This is a genomic window from Pseudomonas sp. NPDC089547 (assembly GCF_050280665.1).
In the GTDB taxonomy this organism is placed as follows: domain Bacteria; phylum Pseudomonadota; class Gammaproteobacteria; order Pseudomonadales; family Pseudomonadaceae; genus Aquipseudomonas.
On sequence record NZ_JBNNVS010000044.1, the window covers coordinates 16,903 to 33,335 of the forward strand.

A 16,433-nucleotide genomic window follows, 5' to 3' on the forward strand; every position below is an offset into this window, starting at 1 on the left:
TGCCTCGTTGCTGGCCGCTATTGCCAGGAAGCCCCGCTGTAAATATGGGCCATTTTCTGTTTTTGGGCTTCCGTGACTGGGAAATAGGTATCGCACATTGGATCAGTCAAGACCAACTCCCCCGTTGATGGCCTGACCATCATGTTGTCGAGTCTTACGTCAAGTGCTGCTTCGTGTTGATGAGCAAAATGTGCGGCCGTTTCCCACGCTTTTAACATGCCTGAGTACTCGTCATGGTGATCAGCGAGCTGGGAACAGCGCTCTCCAAACTCAACCAAAGCTTCGCCATGCAGTTGGCTCTCTTCGTCTTCAATCAGTTGCGCCAGGATCAAGCTGATGTCTGCTGCGAGCTTGCTGGCAAGAGGGATAGGTTGCAGGACCTCAACCTCAGCCAGCCAATAGAAGCAATCGTCGTCTTCGTCCGATGGTGCGACTGGGCCGTAGTCATGCAGAATGTTCGTAACGTGCGGGTTAAGTTTTGCTGATTGCTCTGCTATGAAATTGTGCCCGCATCCTTCGCGGGTCAAACGATACAGCCGGTTCTCAGCCTGATAGAGCATGGTACTCGATCCGTGCGTGAAGTAACTGGCTGACTTCAACGGCTCATTGACCAGAACGTAGTCGAAGAGCGGACCTTTGAATAGAGTGCTCATGGTGTGTTGCATCCTTGATCGTGGTTGCGACGCAAATTTGAAGTGAGCTACTTGGGTGCCATGTCGATAACCGTGGTCGCGAACCACTTCGGCTTCGGGGGCGGCTCAACCAGACGCCAAGAGGAACTTGTCCCAACGGTCTGACCAAGTGATCTTGCCGGTGGAGCCCATGCTCACCGAGCCAGTATGTCGACATACTGACGATAAAGCGCCTCCTTCTGCGCTGGCGACATGTTCTCCGCTGGAATGTACGCGCTGAATACAACCCCGGAATAGTCAGGGAAGCTGGCTTCCGTCAATCGCTTCATGGGCAAGTTGAGTAGCGCCTCATCGACGGCCTCGATGAACTGCTCAAGGGCGACGGGCTCGCCTTCACTGCTCAGTTGAGTCCACAAAGCGCCCTGTTGAAAGACAGTGCTATCCCACGCTCCCCTGAACAGATACTGCGCCAGCAGTTTCAGCGTGTGGTCATCCCACAGGCGGTAGGTTTTGTACTTTTGTTCATACTCATCACAAACACGACCGACGATATCTTGGAACGTCAGCCCCAGCTTGCCTGTATCGCATCGCAGGCGGAAGCCATCTTCTTCTTGTGTGAACCCGACTTCATGCTTCACGGGGTGAGAAGTGCATAGCTTGAGCGCCACTGCATAGGAGCTACCGATCAAGCGATCATCATTTCTCCCCATGGTGGCAACAGTTCGCACGATAAGCTTGGCAAGGTAGTCGAGCAGTTCTTTGAAGATATAGTCCCGTTTTTTTCTGACCCAAGCCTCATCATAAACAGGCTGGCGACCGTCATACACGACGTTGCTTGGAATGCCCGGCTCAAGTGGCCGCTCGAAGCGAGCCAGCGGCAAGTCAAGACCATAGGCTTCCTCGAAATTGCGCAGCCCTTGTTTGATGTCCTCGATCAGTTGGTCGCGTTCAGCGATCTGATACTCGTCCAAGCCATAATCGGCGCCATATTTCATTCCATTGCCTCAGTTGTCGAAGGGGCTAGCGTTGGTCGGCGGCAAAATACTATCACTGAGCCCACCGAGACAGGAAAGGCCTTCAGCGTTGGCAATGCTGCTATCGCAGCGCTCGCGCACGCTTGCCGAAGCCGGCATAAATTGGCAATCTGCGCCGCAATATCAAAAAGATATCATGCAGTGCTCCAGGCAATGTGCATGGACGCTTCGATAAAAGGGATTTCCCATGCCGCACGCTGTGAAAACGATCACCCTGGCGCTGGATGAAGCACGCGCCTTGATGGCCGATTGGATCGAACCAGACGGGGCCAGTGACGCTGATACATTGGGTGAGCTCGTCGGAGTGCTGGATAACCGCACCCTGAATGACGCAATGCGCAAGCTGTCCGCGCCGTTCCACCAGGGGATTAACCGCAAGCTGTTGGCCCCGCGCTACAAAGTCACCCTCGACCTGTTGCACAAGTACGGGGTAATGGTTGACCCAAGCTCGCTCAGCGATGGAGTTATTGAACGCCTCTATCCGCGGGTCAACTACCCGCGCTTCAGCTACGGGCAGACGTTGCGTGAATGGAGCGATGCGGTGTTGGGGGAGGGCGAGCAGGTGCAGTTCTTCCTGCCGCAGGCACCGCGCCGCAATACGCACTTGGCTACCGTGCAATTCCTCAGTGATGACATTCGCGAGCTGACCGATTCGTTGGTCAAAGCGGCATGCCCGGCTGATGAGGCAGAGGTGGATGCCGCTGCCGAAGACAGTGCCTATGAGCCAGATGCGCGGTCGGCACCACCCAGGGCTCTTGCGACGGAGGCCCAGGACATTACTTCTGGCGCACGGCGTGGCATCAACACCCTTATTGCCTTGGCTGAAGAAGCGCAGGAGCGCTGGTCGCCCGCCATGCGTGAATGCATTGCTGCAGTCCGGAAGGATCATGAGCGAGACGATGAGGCCGACACGCTGGATGTGATGGTCGAGTTGGTCGACCGTCTCGACAGGCTGGCCCGCGAAGCACGCAGGCTTCTGCAGGAGCGCGACACGGCTGCAAGCTGACGGCTTGTCGTCCCGCAAATCCCATTTTTCCAGGTATTGGCAGTAAGTCGCCCCGTACAAGGACCGCCCCATGAATCAAGCCGTGAGCCCACGGCAACTTGCATCATCGCTACCGCTCGAGGTGGATGGTATTGCGGTTGCCTCTACAACCTTGGCCAATGTGTTCAAGGCCGCAAAAATTCCGTGCAAGGACGGCCGCTTGATTTTTGGCCATCTGCAACTGCCCGAATATCAGCGGCCCTACCGCTGGGGCGAAGAGCAACTGGCACGGTTGCTGGGGGACCTGAGGGCGTTCTTCAGCAACGATACGCCCCCCCATGATTTCTACCTGGGCAGCATCATCCTTCATCAGGAAGGTGGCAACGCGCGCGAGCGCGGCCGGCTGAACATCATTGACGGCCAACAGCGCATCACCAGCCTGGCGCTACTTCATTACCTGCAGCATGGTGAAAAGGGAGCCCCTGAGTTGACGTATGGCTCACCGGAAAGCCACGTGTGCATCCAGCGCAATCTCCGCTGGCTCGAGCAGCAACAACTGCCAAAGGTGGACTTTTCGCGTATCAATGTGACGTTGGTGGTCACGCGACACGAAGATGATGCCTACCGCTTCTTCGAAACCCAGAACACTTCGGGTGTTCGTCTGTCGGGTGCGGACATTATCAAGGCTTACCACCTGCGCAGTGTGCCCAACACGGCACAAGATGATTGCGCTCGTGCCTGGGAGCGCATGGGGGACATCAAACCCCTCGTGGCTAACTTCATGAAGGCCCGGCACTGGCAAACGCTGCGCTGGCGAAATGTAGCCAGTGACCGCGACCCTGTGCTCGAACGAAAGCAGATCGTATCCGAACTGGCGGAGCATACGCTGTCAGGTGGTGAGGATATCGCCTATAGGCGGCTGCAGGTGCATCGTGACCCTTGGGGTAAGGAAGCGCATATTGCCCAGGTGGGCTACGCCATGCGCCAGCCGCTTGGGGCGGGCGTGAATACCATGCGCTATGTCGAATATTTTCATGGCCTGCGGCAATCATTGCTCACCGTCAGTGAGCATCCGACCGTTGGCTCATTCGGTTACTACTACAAGCGCTTGGCCATTGATGCGCGCGGTAGTGTGTTCCTGACCAGGGCCTACGATTGGGCCTTGCTCATGTACGCCAGCCAGTTTGGCAGTGCGCGCCTGCTCGAAGCCAGCCTCTGGATTTTCCGCATGGTCTTTGCACTGCGCCTGATCAACGATGTCAGCGTGCGTGAGGACGGTGTACAAACCCACTTTCGAAACAAGCCCTTGCTGGACTGGATTTCCACAAGTCATACCCACGATGAACTTCTTGTTTATCTGCGCGCATACAAGTACCCGGCCAGTGCCGAGAACCTTGATGTGAACAGCATCAAACAACGCTTCGTTCGATCAGTCTCCGGTACGCTTGGCTTCGAGTTGCCATGGCAAGATGCCGACCAGATCGCAGCTTCTTACGATGTTGAGCTTTGCGCCGCCATTGACCGAATCTGTCTCGCTGGCGCTGCCCGCCAAGGAAGCAAATGATGAACGCCCAGGTGCAAACCCATGTACAGAGCGCGGCATTGCTGTGTGAGCAAGGCATCGCGCTGACCATTCCGTCCTACCAACGGCCTTATGTCTGGCCCAGTGAGGATGTGAAAGATCTGCTGGAACAAATCATTCAGGCAAGCGCCGTCGACGACTACGGCCAGCCTGCACAATCGCACTACTTCATTGGTACCGTGCTGACCAGCCAGGTGCCGACTGGCGTGTCTTCGGCTGCGACCGTGACCTATGAGTTGATCGATGGCCAGCAGCGCATGACCACCCTGATGGTACTGGCGTTGGCATTCTGCGCGCTGGTGCCTGATTCGCCCTTGCGCTCGCTGGTAGTGCTGGGTGACTCGCCACGCCTCACGTTTAACATCCGTGAGGAAGTGCAGGCACGCTTGAGTGCCTGGGCGGGGCTGGTCGATGACGCACAGCTGGATGAGAAGGACTCGGCGAACCTTTATCTCACTCATTTGTACGCAGCTCGAAAAACTGCTTCCGACAGGTTGAAGACACTTCAGGCTGCGGGTGGGCACGAGGCCGTCGAGCGTGTCGGCCATTACCTGTTCAACCAAGTGACATGGGTCAACAACGTTATGCCTGCCGGCATGGACTTGAACAAATTGTTCGCCACCCTTAACACCAGCGGTGTACAGCTGGAGCAGACCGACATCCTCAAGGCGCGCCTGATGGAGCGCATTGTGCATCATCGCGCCAGCTACGAAGGCATCTGGCAGGCCTGCGAGAACATGGGGAACTACTTTGAGAAGAACCTGCGCGATGTTTTCAAGGGCACCAGGTGGGGCGGCCTGAAGTTCATCGACCTGGCCAGGTACTCGCGTGATGATTTTTTTATCGATCGTTCAGTTGCAGGTAGTCAACCTGGCCGGACGATCAGCCAGATTTTTGCGATGAAAAACCTGGCTGAATCTCCCTCTCATGCTAAAGAGGATGAGGGGGCTCGCTACCAGTCCATTATCAGCTTTGGCTTGCTGCTGATGCATGCGTACCGCATCTACCGGCACTGGGCCGGCTTGGAGGATATCGAATCACGGCTCAACGACAGCAACCTGAATGCCAGCTTTGCCGTGTTCGTCAATCAAGCCAGTGCAGCGGAAGCTAAGGCATTCATGGAGTGCCTATGGCAAGTGCGTTTCCAGTTCGATCGCTGGGTGGTCAAGTGGGTGCGCCTGGGCGAAGAAGACGAGCGCACGCTGCGTTTGTGCTCGTTCAATAACCGCAGCAAGGGCAATGGCCCGGACTGGCGTGTGGTCAACCACGAAGTTTCTGACCTTGGTCAGTTGCAAAGCGTGCGCTACTTCACCGGCGAGCGCAGTGCGCAGTACTGGCTCACGCCGTTCCTGGGCCGGTTGGTTGAAGAGCCAGGGTTGACCGAGCCGCAGGTGCTTGCTTTGCTCGAGCAGATCGACAACCAGCTGTCGCTTACTGAGCTGACCCAGAAGGAGGCCAGCTACCAATTGTTGTCTAGCCACACCGTAGCATCGGCCCCGTTGACGAGCTTGCTGAGTTATCTCCAGCAGGCGCATGGAACGGGGTTCGAGCACTATTGGTTCCAGAAACTGGAGTATATCCTCTGGCGTGAACGGCACGACTGCAAGTGGCTCGACGCTGGCAAATTGAATGACTATCGCGTCACTTCAAAGAATTCGGTCGAGCATGTTCATCCGCAGAACGAAGAGTTCAACCGTGCGCTGCCGGATGATTTACTGCATGGCTTCGGCAATCTGGTGTTGCTCAGCCCAGGGGAAAATTCCTCGTACAGCAATCAGGCCGTGCTCAAAAAACAGGCGGCTTTCCGCGCCAAGCTCAAGTACGACTCCTTGAAACTTGCGCACATGTTCCATGTGTTGGGTAAGGGAGACGAGTGGGGGAGGGAACAGATCGAAATCCACTCGCAAGCGATGCTGGCTGTTGTCGAGGCTCACTACGGCGCGTGAATCGAGGTGAAGGGGACTGGGGCTGTGATGGTCGAGAACACAATCCATACCGAGGATGGTGACAACGCGTACTGAGTTGTGCACGCAAGAGGAGCGATAGGCTTCTCTTGCGTAGGCTCTGTGTGAAAAGCCTTGATACTCGGTGATGCTGCGTTGAAAACAGCCTCGGAATGCTCATTTACAACCCGTAAAGTCGGGCGCGACTCCGACCGTTCCTCGGCTGTTTTCGCCTTGCCTGACCTTCGTCTCAAGACTTTTCACACAGACCCTGGCTCTCTCAGTTCATCGAGCTCACGATGGCAGGTACCGCTGCAGAACCATCCGCCCGCACTGGCTCCCCTTCATAGCGCTGCAATGCCCCACGCAGTGTTTCGAGCAGCTTCTGGCGCAACTCCACAGGCTGTTCGACCACCACGCCGTCGCCTTGCGACAGAAGCCACCAGTTCAGTTGCCAGCTGTCGCTGACAGTCGCGGTCAGGCGGTATCCACCGTCAACGGCCTCCAGCAACATGTCATCTGCCAGTGGCGTTTCCCGCAGCAGGCGGGCCAGGTTTTCGCTGACCCACGCTTGCAACTTGATCTTTTGCGGGCCACCAAATTGCAAGGCGTCGCTTGCCAGGTACTGGGCAAGGTCGAACTGAGAAGCACCTTCGCATGTGCTCGCCAGTATCTCGACGCTCAGGAATCGATGTACGGCATATTGGCGCAGGTCTGCGTAATGGCCGGCGGTTGCTATCAGGTATGTGGCAACGCCACGTTGCACCAGGGCCAGGGGGTTGAGGGTCAGTTCACTGGTCTTGTTGCCATGCGCCGAGTAGTAACGGCAGGCGAGCTGTCGCTCTTCCAGCAGTGCCAGTTGAATCGTCTCCAGGGTTTCGGCGCAAACGCTTGGTGCCTGCAAGTTGAGCTCTGGGCGCACGCTGGCAACCTTGCTCATCCAGCGGGCCGCCAGGTTTTCATCGGCCATGTTTGCAAGCTTCTTGCGGGCATGCTGGAAGCGGCCCTGCAATGCCCGGAGCATTCCGTTGGGCAGCAGCGGGCGAATGGTGTCTTCGATAAGCGTCAGGCTCAGCGCTTCGCTGATGTTCATGCCTGGCAGGTCGATGCTTGCCCCCGGAGCCCAGTGCCAACCGAAGGGTTTGCCACGGTCGTTGCAAGTCAACGGGAACACGCGCGAGAGCTCGACCAGATCGCGTTCGACCGTGCGTTTGGTGATGCGGTAGCCCGTATCCAGCATTTTTTCCAGCAGTTCATTGCTGGTGATTCCGGGGCCTCGGGTGGGCAGCTTGTGCAGCAGTTCCCATTGGCGGCTGATGGTGTCGCGGGAGCTGATCTGGGGCAATTGGGGCATCCTTGGCGAGGCATGGGCGGCAAGCGTACCGAGGTGAGGGCTGAAGACCGTCGTTGGGTACGTGGGCATTTGAGGGATGGGCAGTGCGGTGGGCGGGGCAGCTACAAGCTGCCCCGCCAGTTGGGGGGCTTGACAGGCATCAGCCTTGGAAGACGTGCTTGACCAGGAACGCTTCCAGGTTGCCGTCCAGGGTGCGAACCACACCACCGTTGGGGGTGGCCCACAGCACGACTCGCTGGTGCTGGGTGTCGTACAGGTAGTATTGCCCGTCGCCCAGCTCCAGCAATGGTACTGCAGCTGCCGGATAGCTGGCGTCGGAGGCCAGGTCCTTGTAGGCATTGAGCACGTGCAGGTAGTAATCGTCCGGTACCCCGAGGCCGTAAGTTTCATAGGCATCATGGGCAATCACGCCGAAGCGCTGCAGGTACTCTCGGTATTCGTTGCCCAGTGCAAAGCCCAGGTTCGACTCGAGCGTATCGATGCTTGCCTGGGTCGCAGGGCGGGTAGCAGCCTGTTGCTTTTCGACCAGTTTTTCCAGTGTATTCATGTGGGCACTCGTTTACCGTTGGCTCTCGATCTGTTCGGCTCGCGCCTTCCAGTATTCCTTGCGTTCCTTGTCGAAATCGTCGCGTGCGATTTCTGATTCTTTCAATTTGTTGTGCAGTACGTTGTCATTGCCATTGCCCCTGTGTTCATCACGCGTGAGTTCGGCCAGGGGGGAGTCCTGCTTCTGGCCAATGTGATGCAGTTCGATCGGCCTGCCGTCGGCATCGAGGGGGGCGAGGCCGAGCTTCATGCGATCCAGGTTGGTGCGGCCGAATGCATCTTCCTGATCGTAATCGATGTCGGTGCGGATCAGTGCATCCTTGCCGTTGACCTGGGCGGGCTCAAGGTTGGCTTCTTCGTAGATGCGCGCTTCGGCTTCGCTGTTGATGACGTCCAGTACTTCCTTGGGCAAGCCAAGCTTCTCAAGACGCTCGCGGGTCTCTTGGCTCATGACAGGCAACTCCAGGCGGTTTTCCTGGGTCAGCACGATCGGACGGTCCAGCTCGGCGATGATCAGGCATTTGTCGGGCGTTTCCCTGGCGAGCAGCGCGAGGCGAGAAGGGCTGTCGGCCTTATCGATGGCAAAGTTCTCGAAGTTCACCGGACGCTTCCTTTTTCATGGTGTGCATGCCACATCGCGTAGATCTCGAGGTGGCTGTCGTGCTGCTGGCTGTAGTCTTTCATCAGGCATTGTTGAGCAGCGAGCGCCAGTTCGGCCGAAAGCCCGCTGGCAGACTGTTCAAGTAAACCATCGAGCAGTTGGTCAAGGTGCGCATAATCATTGGCCTCCTGGATGATCTGGTTGACCTGGCGGCGGCAACTCAGCGCATCCACCACCAACCGTGCCAGGCGCTCGAAGGCTTCCGCGCGCCAGATGGCAGGTACCTGCTGGTCGCGGTATTGCTTAACGACTTGCAACAGGCTGATGCGAGTGCGAGCAGGTAACGGTAGTGCACACAGGCCGCGCTGCAGCAGGTCGCAGTCAACCTGCACTGGTGTGGCAATGCGCTGGCTGAGTAGCAGTTTCAGCAATTGGCCGTTGAAGTCGCAGCGGGCTACACCTGCAGTGGCTTGTGGCTGGTACCGGTATGGCGTTTCTTCACCCTTGAATTTGCGAACCTGGCACATCACGGGCTCAAGCCAGTCGTTCTGGTAGACGATGGCTACACCCTTGGGCAGGCGTGCAATCTCATCCAGTTTCTCGTCATTCAGCGCCACTGATTTACCGATCAGGCGGCGATCGGTTTCATCGGGCAGGCGCATGATGATCTTGGTATTGGTATTGCGGATCGCGGCAATGTCGACTGCATGGGGCGACTGGTCGGCGATGATGAAACCTTCGCCATAGGTGCGCATCTCTGCAATGGCGTTGGTCAGCATTTCTACCGACTTGGCCACTAGGCCCGCCCCTTCGGCGCCGCCTTCAGGGCTGCGCTTGAGGATGTTGTGGGCTTCTTCAAGCACAGTGACGTGGCGCAGGGGCTGGTTCATGCCACCGTGGGCCATGCGGTGCTCGCTCAGGCGCATCACCAGGATACCCATGATCAGTGCCTTGGTTTCTGAAGAGCCGATGCGGCTGAGATCGACGATCACATTGCTGTCGAACAGCACGGTGTTGTCGATTTCGTCCGCCACGAACAGTTGACCGTTGAGGCCATTGGTCAGTGATCGGATCCGGGTCGACAGCGAGCCAATGTAGTTGCCTTTGAGCTCCTGGGAATAGGCCGACGCCTCGATCACTTCCTGCAGCGTCTCCAGCAAGTCGACGAAGGTGGGGAAGATGTCTTCGTTGTAGCGGTTGCTCGAGCTTTCCAGGTCCCAGCCACAGCGCTGGTAGGCTTGCAGGATAGCGTCCTTGAGCACTGCGGGCATTGCGGCGTACATGGGCCAGCAAACGTTGAAAATCTCCACCAGGCGGTCGACATGCTCGAGCACATGGATCGCTGCCGGGAAGCGGAACGGGTTGATGCGCAGCAGGGCGCTGTGGGCCGGGTGGGTACCGAGTACGGTCACGTCGGTGCGTTGACCGAACACATGCTTGTATTCGCCTTTGGCTGGCTCGATCACAAGGAACGGCACGCCGGCGGCACTGACCTGGTCGAGCATCTCGTAGAGCGTGTTGCTCTTGCCCGCACCGGTGGACCCGCTGATGAATACATGGCTGGCCAACTGGTCCATGTCCAGTTCGATGGTCTGCGGCAAGTTCTCCCAAAGATGGCGGATGTTGCCCAGGGCGAGGTGCCTGGCGCCAGTACGCTTGGGGGGCTGGCCGTCCAGGCGCTGCACCTTGCGGCCGAACGCCTGGGTTTCGACTACCGACACTGTCGAGGTGGAGCGACGTGGCAGGCTCAGTTGAATTGCCATCTCCTTGCCGGAAATCAAGGTCGCCGGGGTCACGAACGGGACCGGCAAGCGGCCAGCGAACGCCGGCTTGAGTTCGGGGTGGCTGAGGCGGGTGAGCCAGTCCAGCACTGCAGACTTGCTGCGGGATTTCCAGGTGGTGAGGGCAAAGTCTTCGTGGCTGGATTTGCTACCGCGTACCAGGCCCAGGAAGATGCTTGCCAGCGATTCGGACGAAGCGCTGCTGTCACCGATGAAGTAGGCGGCAGAGTTCCAGCCGCCGTAGGTCTTGGCCTCGTCGATGCGTTGCAGGTGGTGGTCGATTCTGCCCAGCAGTTGCTCGATGGTCTTGTCCACGGATTCGATGGACAACTGGCAGTTGTTGCCGCTGGTACGGTTGACCGACTGGCTATCGGTGGTGCTTGTGGTGTGGGTAGTCGATTGTGTACGGGCGCTGGAGCTGCTCCGCGACGTGCCATGGCTCTCGCTGGTGCCTTGGGTTATCGAGTGGCTGCTGCCGGTGCTGCGTGTTTCATTGAACGCGGAGGCGATCGCGGAGCCCACCTGTGCACCTACCATGGCGCCAATCGGGCTCAGGAAAGACCCCGTAAGCGCGCCGATGGCACTGCCTGCGATTGCGGCCGCTTTCGACGCACCCGTTTGCGAGCTGAAGCTTTCAGAGGTGCCGTTGGTTTCGCTTGTGGACGTGCCGGTCGTGTGGCTGGTGCCGCGTGTCTCGGTCAGGCCCAGGCTGTGGCCAAGCGACGTGCTCAGGCCCTGGCTGATGCTCAGGCCAATACTGTCACTTTCTTGCTCACCATAGGAGAGTTGTTGCTTTGCCAGGGGCGAAAGCTGGGTTGCAACCTGTTCGTAACCGATGCGGATCATGTCCAGCTTCTGCGAAGACACCGGCTCGGCCAGGATCAGTGCCTGGTACTCGCGGCGTTCTGCAGCATCGATGAAACGCTCCAGGCCCTGCATGAAATGGTCGCGGTTTTCGGTCGACAGCGCAGGTACGCCGGTCACCGCAGTGATGCTGGCCGAGGGGTTTTCCTTCTCGCTGTCCAGCTTGTCGAGCAGGGCATTGGCGTCCTGCACACTCAGCGGTTGTAGTGCGCTACCAGGGAAGTGGCCTTTGAATGTTTCACGCAGCAGTTCGCCGGAGTTCTGGCCAAGCATCTTGCCGGGTTCGCCGCGGGTGCCAATGAACAGGTCGGTCTCCATGCCATTGGAACGCAGGAACAGGAACACCGTGTAGCCAGCGGCGCCCAGGGCCGTGTAGGCAGCAGTGGTGCTCTCCAGCACCGACTGCTTGTTGTTCTGGACAATGCGCTCGACACGGAATACCCGCATGTCGCTGGCACGGTTGAGGCTGATGCGCTGCTGCGAAGTGATGACTGGGTACTGCTCCAGTTCGCTCAGGTAGCTGCGGTTGATCAGCGCCCGGCCGGCTGCCAGGGTGAGGGTGGCGTTTTCCTGGATCTCGCGGATTGCCAGAGGGGTCAGGGTCGTGGCGGCCATGGGGTTACTTCACTAACGCTGTCAGGAAGACCACCAGGGCAGCCAACGCACCGCCGATGAGCAGGGCGGCTTTGAAGACCGGGTTGCGGCCGTTGTCCGAAGAACGGGTTTGCGACTGGTGTGGCTGATGCGCGCGCTGTGACTGTTGTGACTGCTGTGACCGGGAGTTCTGCGGTTGAGCACGGTACGCGGTTGACGTGGTTTCGCTGGCGTTGGCACTGGCACGTGGTTTGGGTTGTACGGGGGCAAAACCTTCTACGCCTTGCTGGCGCAATACCTCACGGACTTCGATGAGGTGCAGGAAGCGCTCTTTGGCGTAATTGGTCTTGAGGTAGACGACCTGGAGCTCATAGTACTCGCTCGTCCAGAGCTTCTGGTCAGCTTCCATTTCGCGGGCGAAAGATTTTTCAGAGTAGGCTTCCAGAAGCCCAGGCACCTGGCTGGACGCCCAGGCCAGAGCAGCCCGAAGCTCCGCTGCGGTCAGGCGGTTATCATCCAACTCCATTCGCAACGCGGTCCGGATAGTGAGCAGTTCGCCTTCGCCCACGAATTTCTTGAGGTTGGCGGATGGCTCATAGTTCGACGTCACGTGGGCGGCACTCTGGTGTTGGGGAGTTGAAGAATTTTCGGTAGGCACGAACCCTTTCACACCTGAATTGCGCAGGTGCTCTCGAACAGCGAGTAGATGCTCGATTCGCTCTCGAGCGAAGTTTTCTTGGGCAAGCAAGATGTGGCGACTGAAGTAATCTGCACTCCAACTCAGCTTGTCTGGATCAAGCGCATTCTTGCCAGTGCCCGGCTCGAAGGCGACCAGCAGCGCAGCAGACTGTTTCTCGGCACTATCAAGCAGGTCATTGAGCAGAGCCGTACTGGCTTGGGGATCCTTGAGCGACAGCAGATAACTCTTCCTGGTTTTGGCAAGCATATCGGTAGTCATGTGGGGCCTCCTTAGATAGCCAATGTGCTGTCGAGCTTGTTTTTGAAATTGTCGATCCACGTACGCAAGGCCCTGGCTTCGGCAACAGCCACCTCACGTGCGTTTCGGTCTGTGGTTTTCGTGCTCAAAGACGTGAGCAGTTCGGCAAATTTCAGATCAAACTCTCGGGTCATGAATGCGACGTATTGCTCGATCAGGCGATCTTTCCATGTCTCTATCTCTTGGCGAGCGCTACCGACCAATCGAGTGAACTCAGCTTCAATTCGAGTGACGCGCTCCTTCCAGAGCTTCTCTAGGTCGACATAGTTTTCGGTGCCGTAATCACGTACCGTTTTGGTCGAGCCCCAGGAGAAGGGGTTCCACCAAGTGCTGTCACTGACTTCCCGGGTACCAATGACAACACGCTTCTGCTGGATATCGCCCTGCTGCACGGACAAATTGAACGAGATATTAGATGCCGCCTTTTTGAGCCCATCGAGAATTGGCAGGTTCAAGCTCTCCGTGCCTTGGAATATTTCAGTGATATAGCGCTGGTACTCGGCATGCAAATCTTGTCGAATGAGCTCCTGGCTGGAATCAAAAACTGCTTCGTACTGGTTTACCAGTTTCCGATGATGGAACTGCAAGAGTTCCTCAGCTTCCTGAACGCGCGCTTCAGCGATGCTCACCCGAACATCATTTTGCATGAAGTTTGCGCCCAGGTTCTTGATAACTGGCCCAATAAAGGACTCTAGGCTGGCCAACTCAAGCTCTGTTTCACGGGGCAGCGCCTTACCCTCACGTTCCAACCTGTCCTTGTAGGCCGCCGTATCGAAGCCTTTCTCCTGGCGCTGCTGCAGCCCCATAATTTCTTCGTTCAGGTGCGCCAGCGTCCTTTCATCCTGTTGCAACTGCTCGATCAGCGCTGTTTCGTTCAAGCCCACCCGGATGGCATGGCTCAGCGCTTCGTATGCACGCTTGAGGCGATGCGGCAGGTTGTACTTGTCGATGTACTCATCGATCATCGCCTCGACTGCCGGCAAGCCGCTGCTGAGCAACAGTGGGGAGTAATGCTTGTCCTGCAGCGAACGACGCACGCGGGACGTGATTGGCATGTACTGCAGCATGTTCATGCTCGGCTCTTCGCTGAACATGTCTGCCATGGACTTGTGCTCGTTGCGCTCCTTGCGGGTATGCAGGTCGTTCGGTTTGCGAATCAGGCGAGTCAGGTTGGCAGATACCGGATAAATCAGCGGGTTCTGGATGCCATTGCTGGTCAGGTACTGGTTCACACGCTCCAGAACGGACGGAATGTTCTCGCCGTTCTCGGGGTCGAACACGTCCATCTTGTTGATCACGAAAATGAAGCGGTCCTTGCTCTGCTTACCACCCTTGCGCATGGTTTCTGCGACCAGGCCAAGCAGGTTGCGGTCATCGTTGGTGCCCAACTGGCTGGCATTCAGCACATACAGGATAAGCGGGTTGCGCTTGGAGTCCTGGATGAAACTCATGGTCTTGAGTTGGTGCTCTTCGTCCTGGCTGTTGTTGGGGCCGGGGGTGTCGGTCAGCACCAGGCGCACGTCTTCACGCTCGCGGATCGCTACGATGTTGCCCTCGATATCGATCAGCTGGGTGTCCTCGAGCTGGTTCCACTCCTTGAGGCATTCCAGGTCGACATCGTCTGACACACCCACTTCATCGCCGTTGCGGTTGTAACGCTTGGCTGCAAAGCGGTCGCTCATCTGATCATTGTCAGTGATCCGTGCAATGGTGGCGGTAGTCGCTTCGTTCGCGGCCGGGAGAAGGTCACGGCCCAACATGGCGTTGATCAGTGTCGACTTGCCCGAGGACATGGTCGCTACTACATACACGTCGAAATCGCGGTTGAATGCCTCATCGATGGATTTGCGAATCTGTTCATTGTCCTCGATGAACTGATCGAACTGAGGGTGTTCGCGAGCCTCGCTCATGAGGGCGCGAATCTGTTCCAGGCGCTGTTCGGTAGGCACCGTCTGGTGCCACTGTAATTCCACTTCCATGCCATTGGCGATGGCCACGTTGGCGGCTTCCTGGATATCCAGGAAGTCAGATTCCACACCGGTGAATGCAACATGGAAGCGATTGTCGCCATTGAACAGGTCGCTCAATTCGTCAAACAGCTTCTCTACCCACAGTTGCAGGCGCGACTCCTTGTAGCTCGACAGCTTGCAGCCTTCTGCCGGAGCCTGGTCGTTGATCGAGAAAGCCGTTTCGACGGTGAAGGGGTTGTGCGTGATATGAATGCGGTTCATGGGTTCTTGATCGACTGACGTTGATGTTTGATCAGGGCTTCAACGGTTTTCAAACCGCTGATTGCCACCAGTTGCTGCAAATCGTTTTTCTCGCAGGCCTGCTCGTCCAGCGCATTGAGCTGGCGTTGCCGTTCCAGGCTGTTCAGTGCCTTGAACACGCCTTTCTTGATGGTGTCTGGCACCACCGTGGCATGCAGTAGCGAGCGCTTGTTGTGTTGCAGGTCGGCAAGCGCCTGGTGAAGCCTCAGGCGCTGTGAGCGGGTCAAGGCCTGGGCCTTGAGGGCTTTGCGGGCATACAGTGCGAGGTTGGCCATGGTCGGGATGATGATTGGTTGCTCAAAGCCGACGGCCGTGAGGTAGCGGTGGGCTTTAGCGACATACTCATCAATGGTTTCACCCATATCAGGGTCGAGCAGGTCGACCTTGTTCAGAATGAAATAAATCGGGTGGCCAGGCCTGGACGCGAGTTCATCCCGTATCTGCTCAAGTAGCGCGCGATCGTCCTGCGTGCCCAATTGGCTGGCGTTCAGCACATAGCAAAGCGCCTTGAAGGAAATGGTACGGATCGCTTCCAGCATCAGCTCAGCATGCTTGGGGTCCTGGCTGTTGTTCGGGCCGGGCGTGTCATGCAACACCAACCCAGGTGCGGGGCTGGGCACGATCTTGAAGCTGCCTTTCAAGCTGATCCGCTTTACGTCACTGTTGGCATTCCAGTCACGAAGGGTTTCAGCTGAGGTGTCCTTGAGGCGTGCCAGCTCCTGATCTGCGTGCGAGTAACAGGTGCCATCGAAGGCACGTGCGCCCTGGCGATGCTCGACACGAGTCATGCAGGCAGTGGTAGCTTCGTTGGCGGTGTGCAGCAGCTCCTGCCCAATCAGGGCATTGATGAAGGATGTCTTGCCTGCACTCATGGTCGCCAGTACCAATACATCGAAAGGGGAGCTGCTTGCCAGGCGAGGCCTTGATTTTCCAGAACGGCCAGCTGACCTTCTTGAATGCTTCATGTGTCTTGCGGTCCTGTTGAACTAGTGGCTTCCACTGCGGTAAGCAGAGTGCTGCAGAAGGCGGGAGCGCTCGCTCTTGTTCGCTGAAAACAGGTTTGCATGAAGACGCGACAGGATGAGTCGCAAGCCCCATGCGACTGCTCAGGTCATTGAGGGGGCGTACCGGGCAGGTTCTGCACAGTGGGGGCTTGTGGCTGTATCAAGCGGCTGCCGAATACGGGCAGGCTGAATGAGGAAATAGCTTTGTGCAGGGGCAAAGTAACGTCCTTGTGTCAACTAGTAGCA

The 16,433-nt window shown here is 57.5% G+C and carries 12 protein-coding genes; 3 read left to right on the forward strand and 9 right to left on the reverse strand.

The annotated features are described in order from the left end of the window. Positions 1 to 17: 17 nt before the first annotated feature. Complete coding sequence (locus ACQKPZ_RS22920) at positions 18 to 653, reverse strand: hypothetical protein (RefSeq protein ID WP_427542526.1); 636 nt, start codon at positions 651 to 653, stop codon at positions 18 to 20. 173 nt (positions 654 to 826) lie between these two features. Continuing rightward, positions 827 to 1,627, reverse strand: a complete 801-nt coding sequence (locus tag ACQKPZ_RS22925; protein ID WP_427542529.1) for a hypothetical protein — start codon at positions 1,625 to 1,627, stop codon at positions 827 to 829. 226 nt (positions 1,628 to 1,853) lie between these two features. Here ACQKPZ_RS22925 and ACQKPZ_RS22930 point away from each other — a divergent pair, with 226 nt between their 5' ends. From ACQKPZ_RS22930 to ACQKPZ_RS22940, 3 genes are all read left to right on the forward strand, one after another. Next, positions 1,854 to 2,672 carry a hypothetical protein gene (locus tag ACQKPZ_RS22930; protein WP_427542532.1) on the forward strand — a complete coding sequence of 273 codons (819 nt, stop codon included), beginning with the start codon at positions 1,854 to 1,856 and terminating at the stop codon, positions 2,670 to 2,672. A 70-nt stretch (positions 2,673 to 2,742) separates the two neighbouring features. Next, a complete protein-coding gene (locus ACQKPZ_RS22935; RefSeq protein ID WP_427542535.1) occupies positions 2,743 to 4,215 on the forward strand; it encodes a DUF262 domain-containing protein in 1,473 nt (490 codons plus the stop codon). After that, positions 4,215 to 6,179 carry a DUF262 domain-containing protein gene (locus tag ACQKPZ_RS22940; protein WP_427542537.1) on the forward strand — a complete coding sequence of 655 codons (1,965 nt, stop codon included), beginning with the start codon at positions 4,215 to 4,217 and terminating at the stop codon, positions 6,177 to 6,179. The genes ACQKPZ_RS22935 and ACQKPZ_RS22940 overlap by 1 nt, the downstream gene beginning before the upstream one ends. Positions 6,180 to 6,456: 277 nt before the next feature. Here ACQKPZ_RS22940 and ACQKPZ_RS22945 read toward each other — a convergent pair whose 3' ends face one another. The 7 genes from ACQKPZ_RS22945 to ACQKPZ_RS22975 form a co-directional block, all read right to left on the reverse strand. Beyond that, on the reverse strand, positions 6,457 to 7,530 hold the full coding sequence (locus ACQKPZ_RS22945; protein ID WP_427542540.1) for a helix-turn-helix transcriptional regulator: 1,074 nt from the start codon (positions 7,528 to 7,530) through the stop codon (positions 6,457 to 6,459). A gap of 139 nt (positions 7,531 to 7,669) precedes the next feature. Beyond that, the gene (locus ACQKPZ_RS22950) at positions 7,670 to 8,077 is read right to left on the reverse strand and encodes an SMI1/KNR4 family protein (RefSeq protein WP_427542542.1); all 408 of its coding nucleotides are present in this window, start codon (positions 8,075 to 8,077) and stop codon (positions 7,670 to 7,672) included. A 12-nt stretch (positions 8,078 to 8,089) separates the two neighbouring features. Further along, positions 8,090 to 8,677: an HNH/ENDO VII family nuclease gene (locus tag ACQKPZ_RS22955; protein WP_427542545.1), complete on the reverse strand. Its 588-nt coding sequence runs from the start codon at positions 8,675 to 8,677 to the stop codon at positions 8,090 to 8,092. Then, a complete protein-coding gene (locus ACQKPZ_RS22960) occupies positions 8,674 to 11,937 on the reverse strand; it encodes a helicase HerA domain-containing protein (RefSeq protein WP_427542548.1) in 3,264 nt (1,087 codons plus the stop codon). The genes ACQKPZ_RS22955 and ACQKPZ_RS22960 overlap by 4 nt, the downstream gene beginning before the upstream one ends. 4 nt (positions 11,938 to 11,941) lie before the next feature. Further along, entirely contained in the window at positions 11,942 to 12,874 is a 933-nt protein-coding gene (locus ACQKPZ_RS22965; protein WP_427542550.1) for a hypothetical protein, read from the reverse strand. 11 nt (positions 12,875 to 12,885) lie between these two features. Next, a complete protein-coding gene (locus ACQKPZ_RS22970; protein WP_427542553.1) occupies positions 12,886 to 15,144 on the reverse strand; it encodes a dynamin family protein in 2,259 nt (752 codons plus the stop codon). Beyond that, positions 15,141 to 16,070, reverse strand: a complete 930-nt coding sequence (locus ACQKPZ_RS22975; protein WP_427542580.1) for a dynamin family protein — start codon at positions 16,068 to 16,070, stop codon at positions 15,141 to 15,143. The genes ACQKPZ_RS22970 and ACQKPZ_RS22975 overlap by 4 nt, the downstream gene beginning before the upstream one ends. Between the last annotated feature and the right edge of the window lie 363 nt (positions 16,071 to 16,433).

What these genes read in the sequence shown, in the direction of transcription:
- ACQKPZ_RS22920 (WP_427542526.1), bottom strand. Translation starts at nt 653, where the DNA reads ATGAGCACTCTATTCAAAGGTCCGCTCTTCGACTACGTTCTGGTCAAT.
- ACQKPZ_RS22925 (WP_427542529.1), bottom strand. Translation starts at nt 1,627, where the DNA reads ATGAAATATGGCGCCGATTATGGCTTGGACGAGTATCAGATCGCTGAA.
- ACQKPZ_RS22930 (WP_427542532.1), top strand. Translation starts at nt 1,854, where the DNA reads ATGCCGCACGCTGTGAAAACGATCACCCTGGCGCTGGATGAAGCACGC.
- ACQKPZ_RS22935 (WP_427542535.1), top strand. Translation starts at nt 2,743, where the DNA reads ATGAATCAAGCCGTGAGCCCACGGCAACTTGCATCATCGCTACCGCTC.
- ACQKPZ_RS22940 (WP_427542537.1), top strand. Translation starts at nt 4,215, where the DNA reads ATGAACGCCCAGGTGCAAACCCATGTACAGAGCGCGGCATTGCTGTGT.
- ACQKPZ_RS22945 (WP_427542540.1), bottom strand. Translation starts at nt 7,530, where the DNA reads ATGCCCCAATTGCCCCAGATCAGCTCCCGCGACACCATCAGCCGCCAA.
- ACQKPZ_RS22950 (WP_427542542.1), bottom strand. Translation starts at nt 8,077, where the DNA reads ATGAATACACTGGAAAAACTGGTCGAAAAGCAACAGGCTGCTACCCGC.
- ACQKPZ_RS22960 (WP_427542548.1), bottom strand. Translation starts at nt 11,937, where the DNA reads ATGGCCGCCACGACCCTGACCCCTCTGGCAATCCGCGAGATCCAGGAA.
- ACQKPZ_RS22965 (WP_427542550.1), bottom strand. Translation starts at nt 12,874, where the DNA reads ATGACTACCGATATGCTTGCCAAAACCAGGAAGAGTTATCTGCTGTCG.
- ACQKPZ_RS22970 (WP_427542553.1), bottom strand. Translation starts at nt 15,144, where the DNA reads ATGAACCGCATTCATATCACGCACAACCCCTTCACCGTCGAAACGGCT.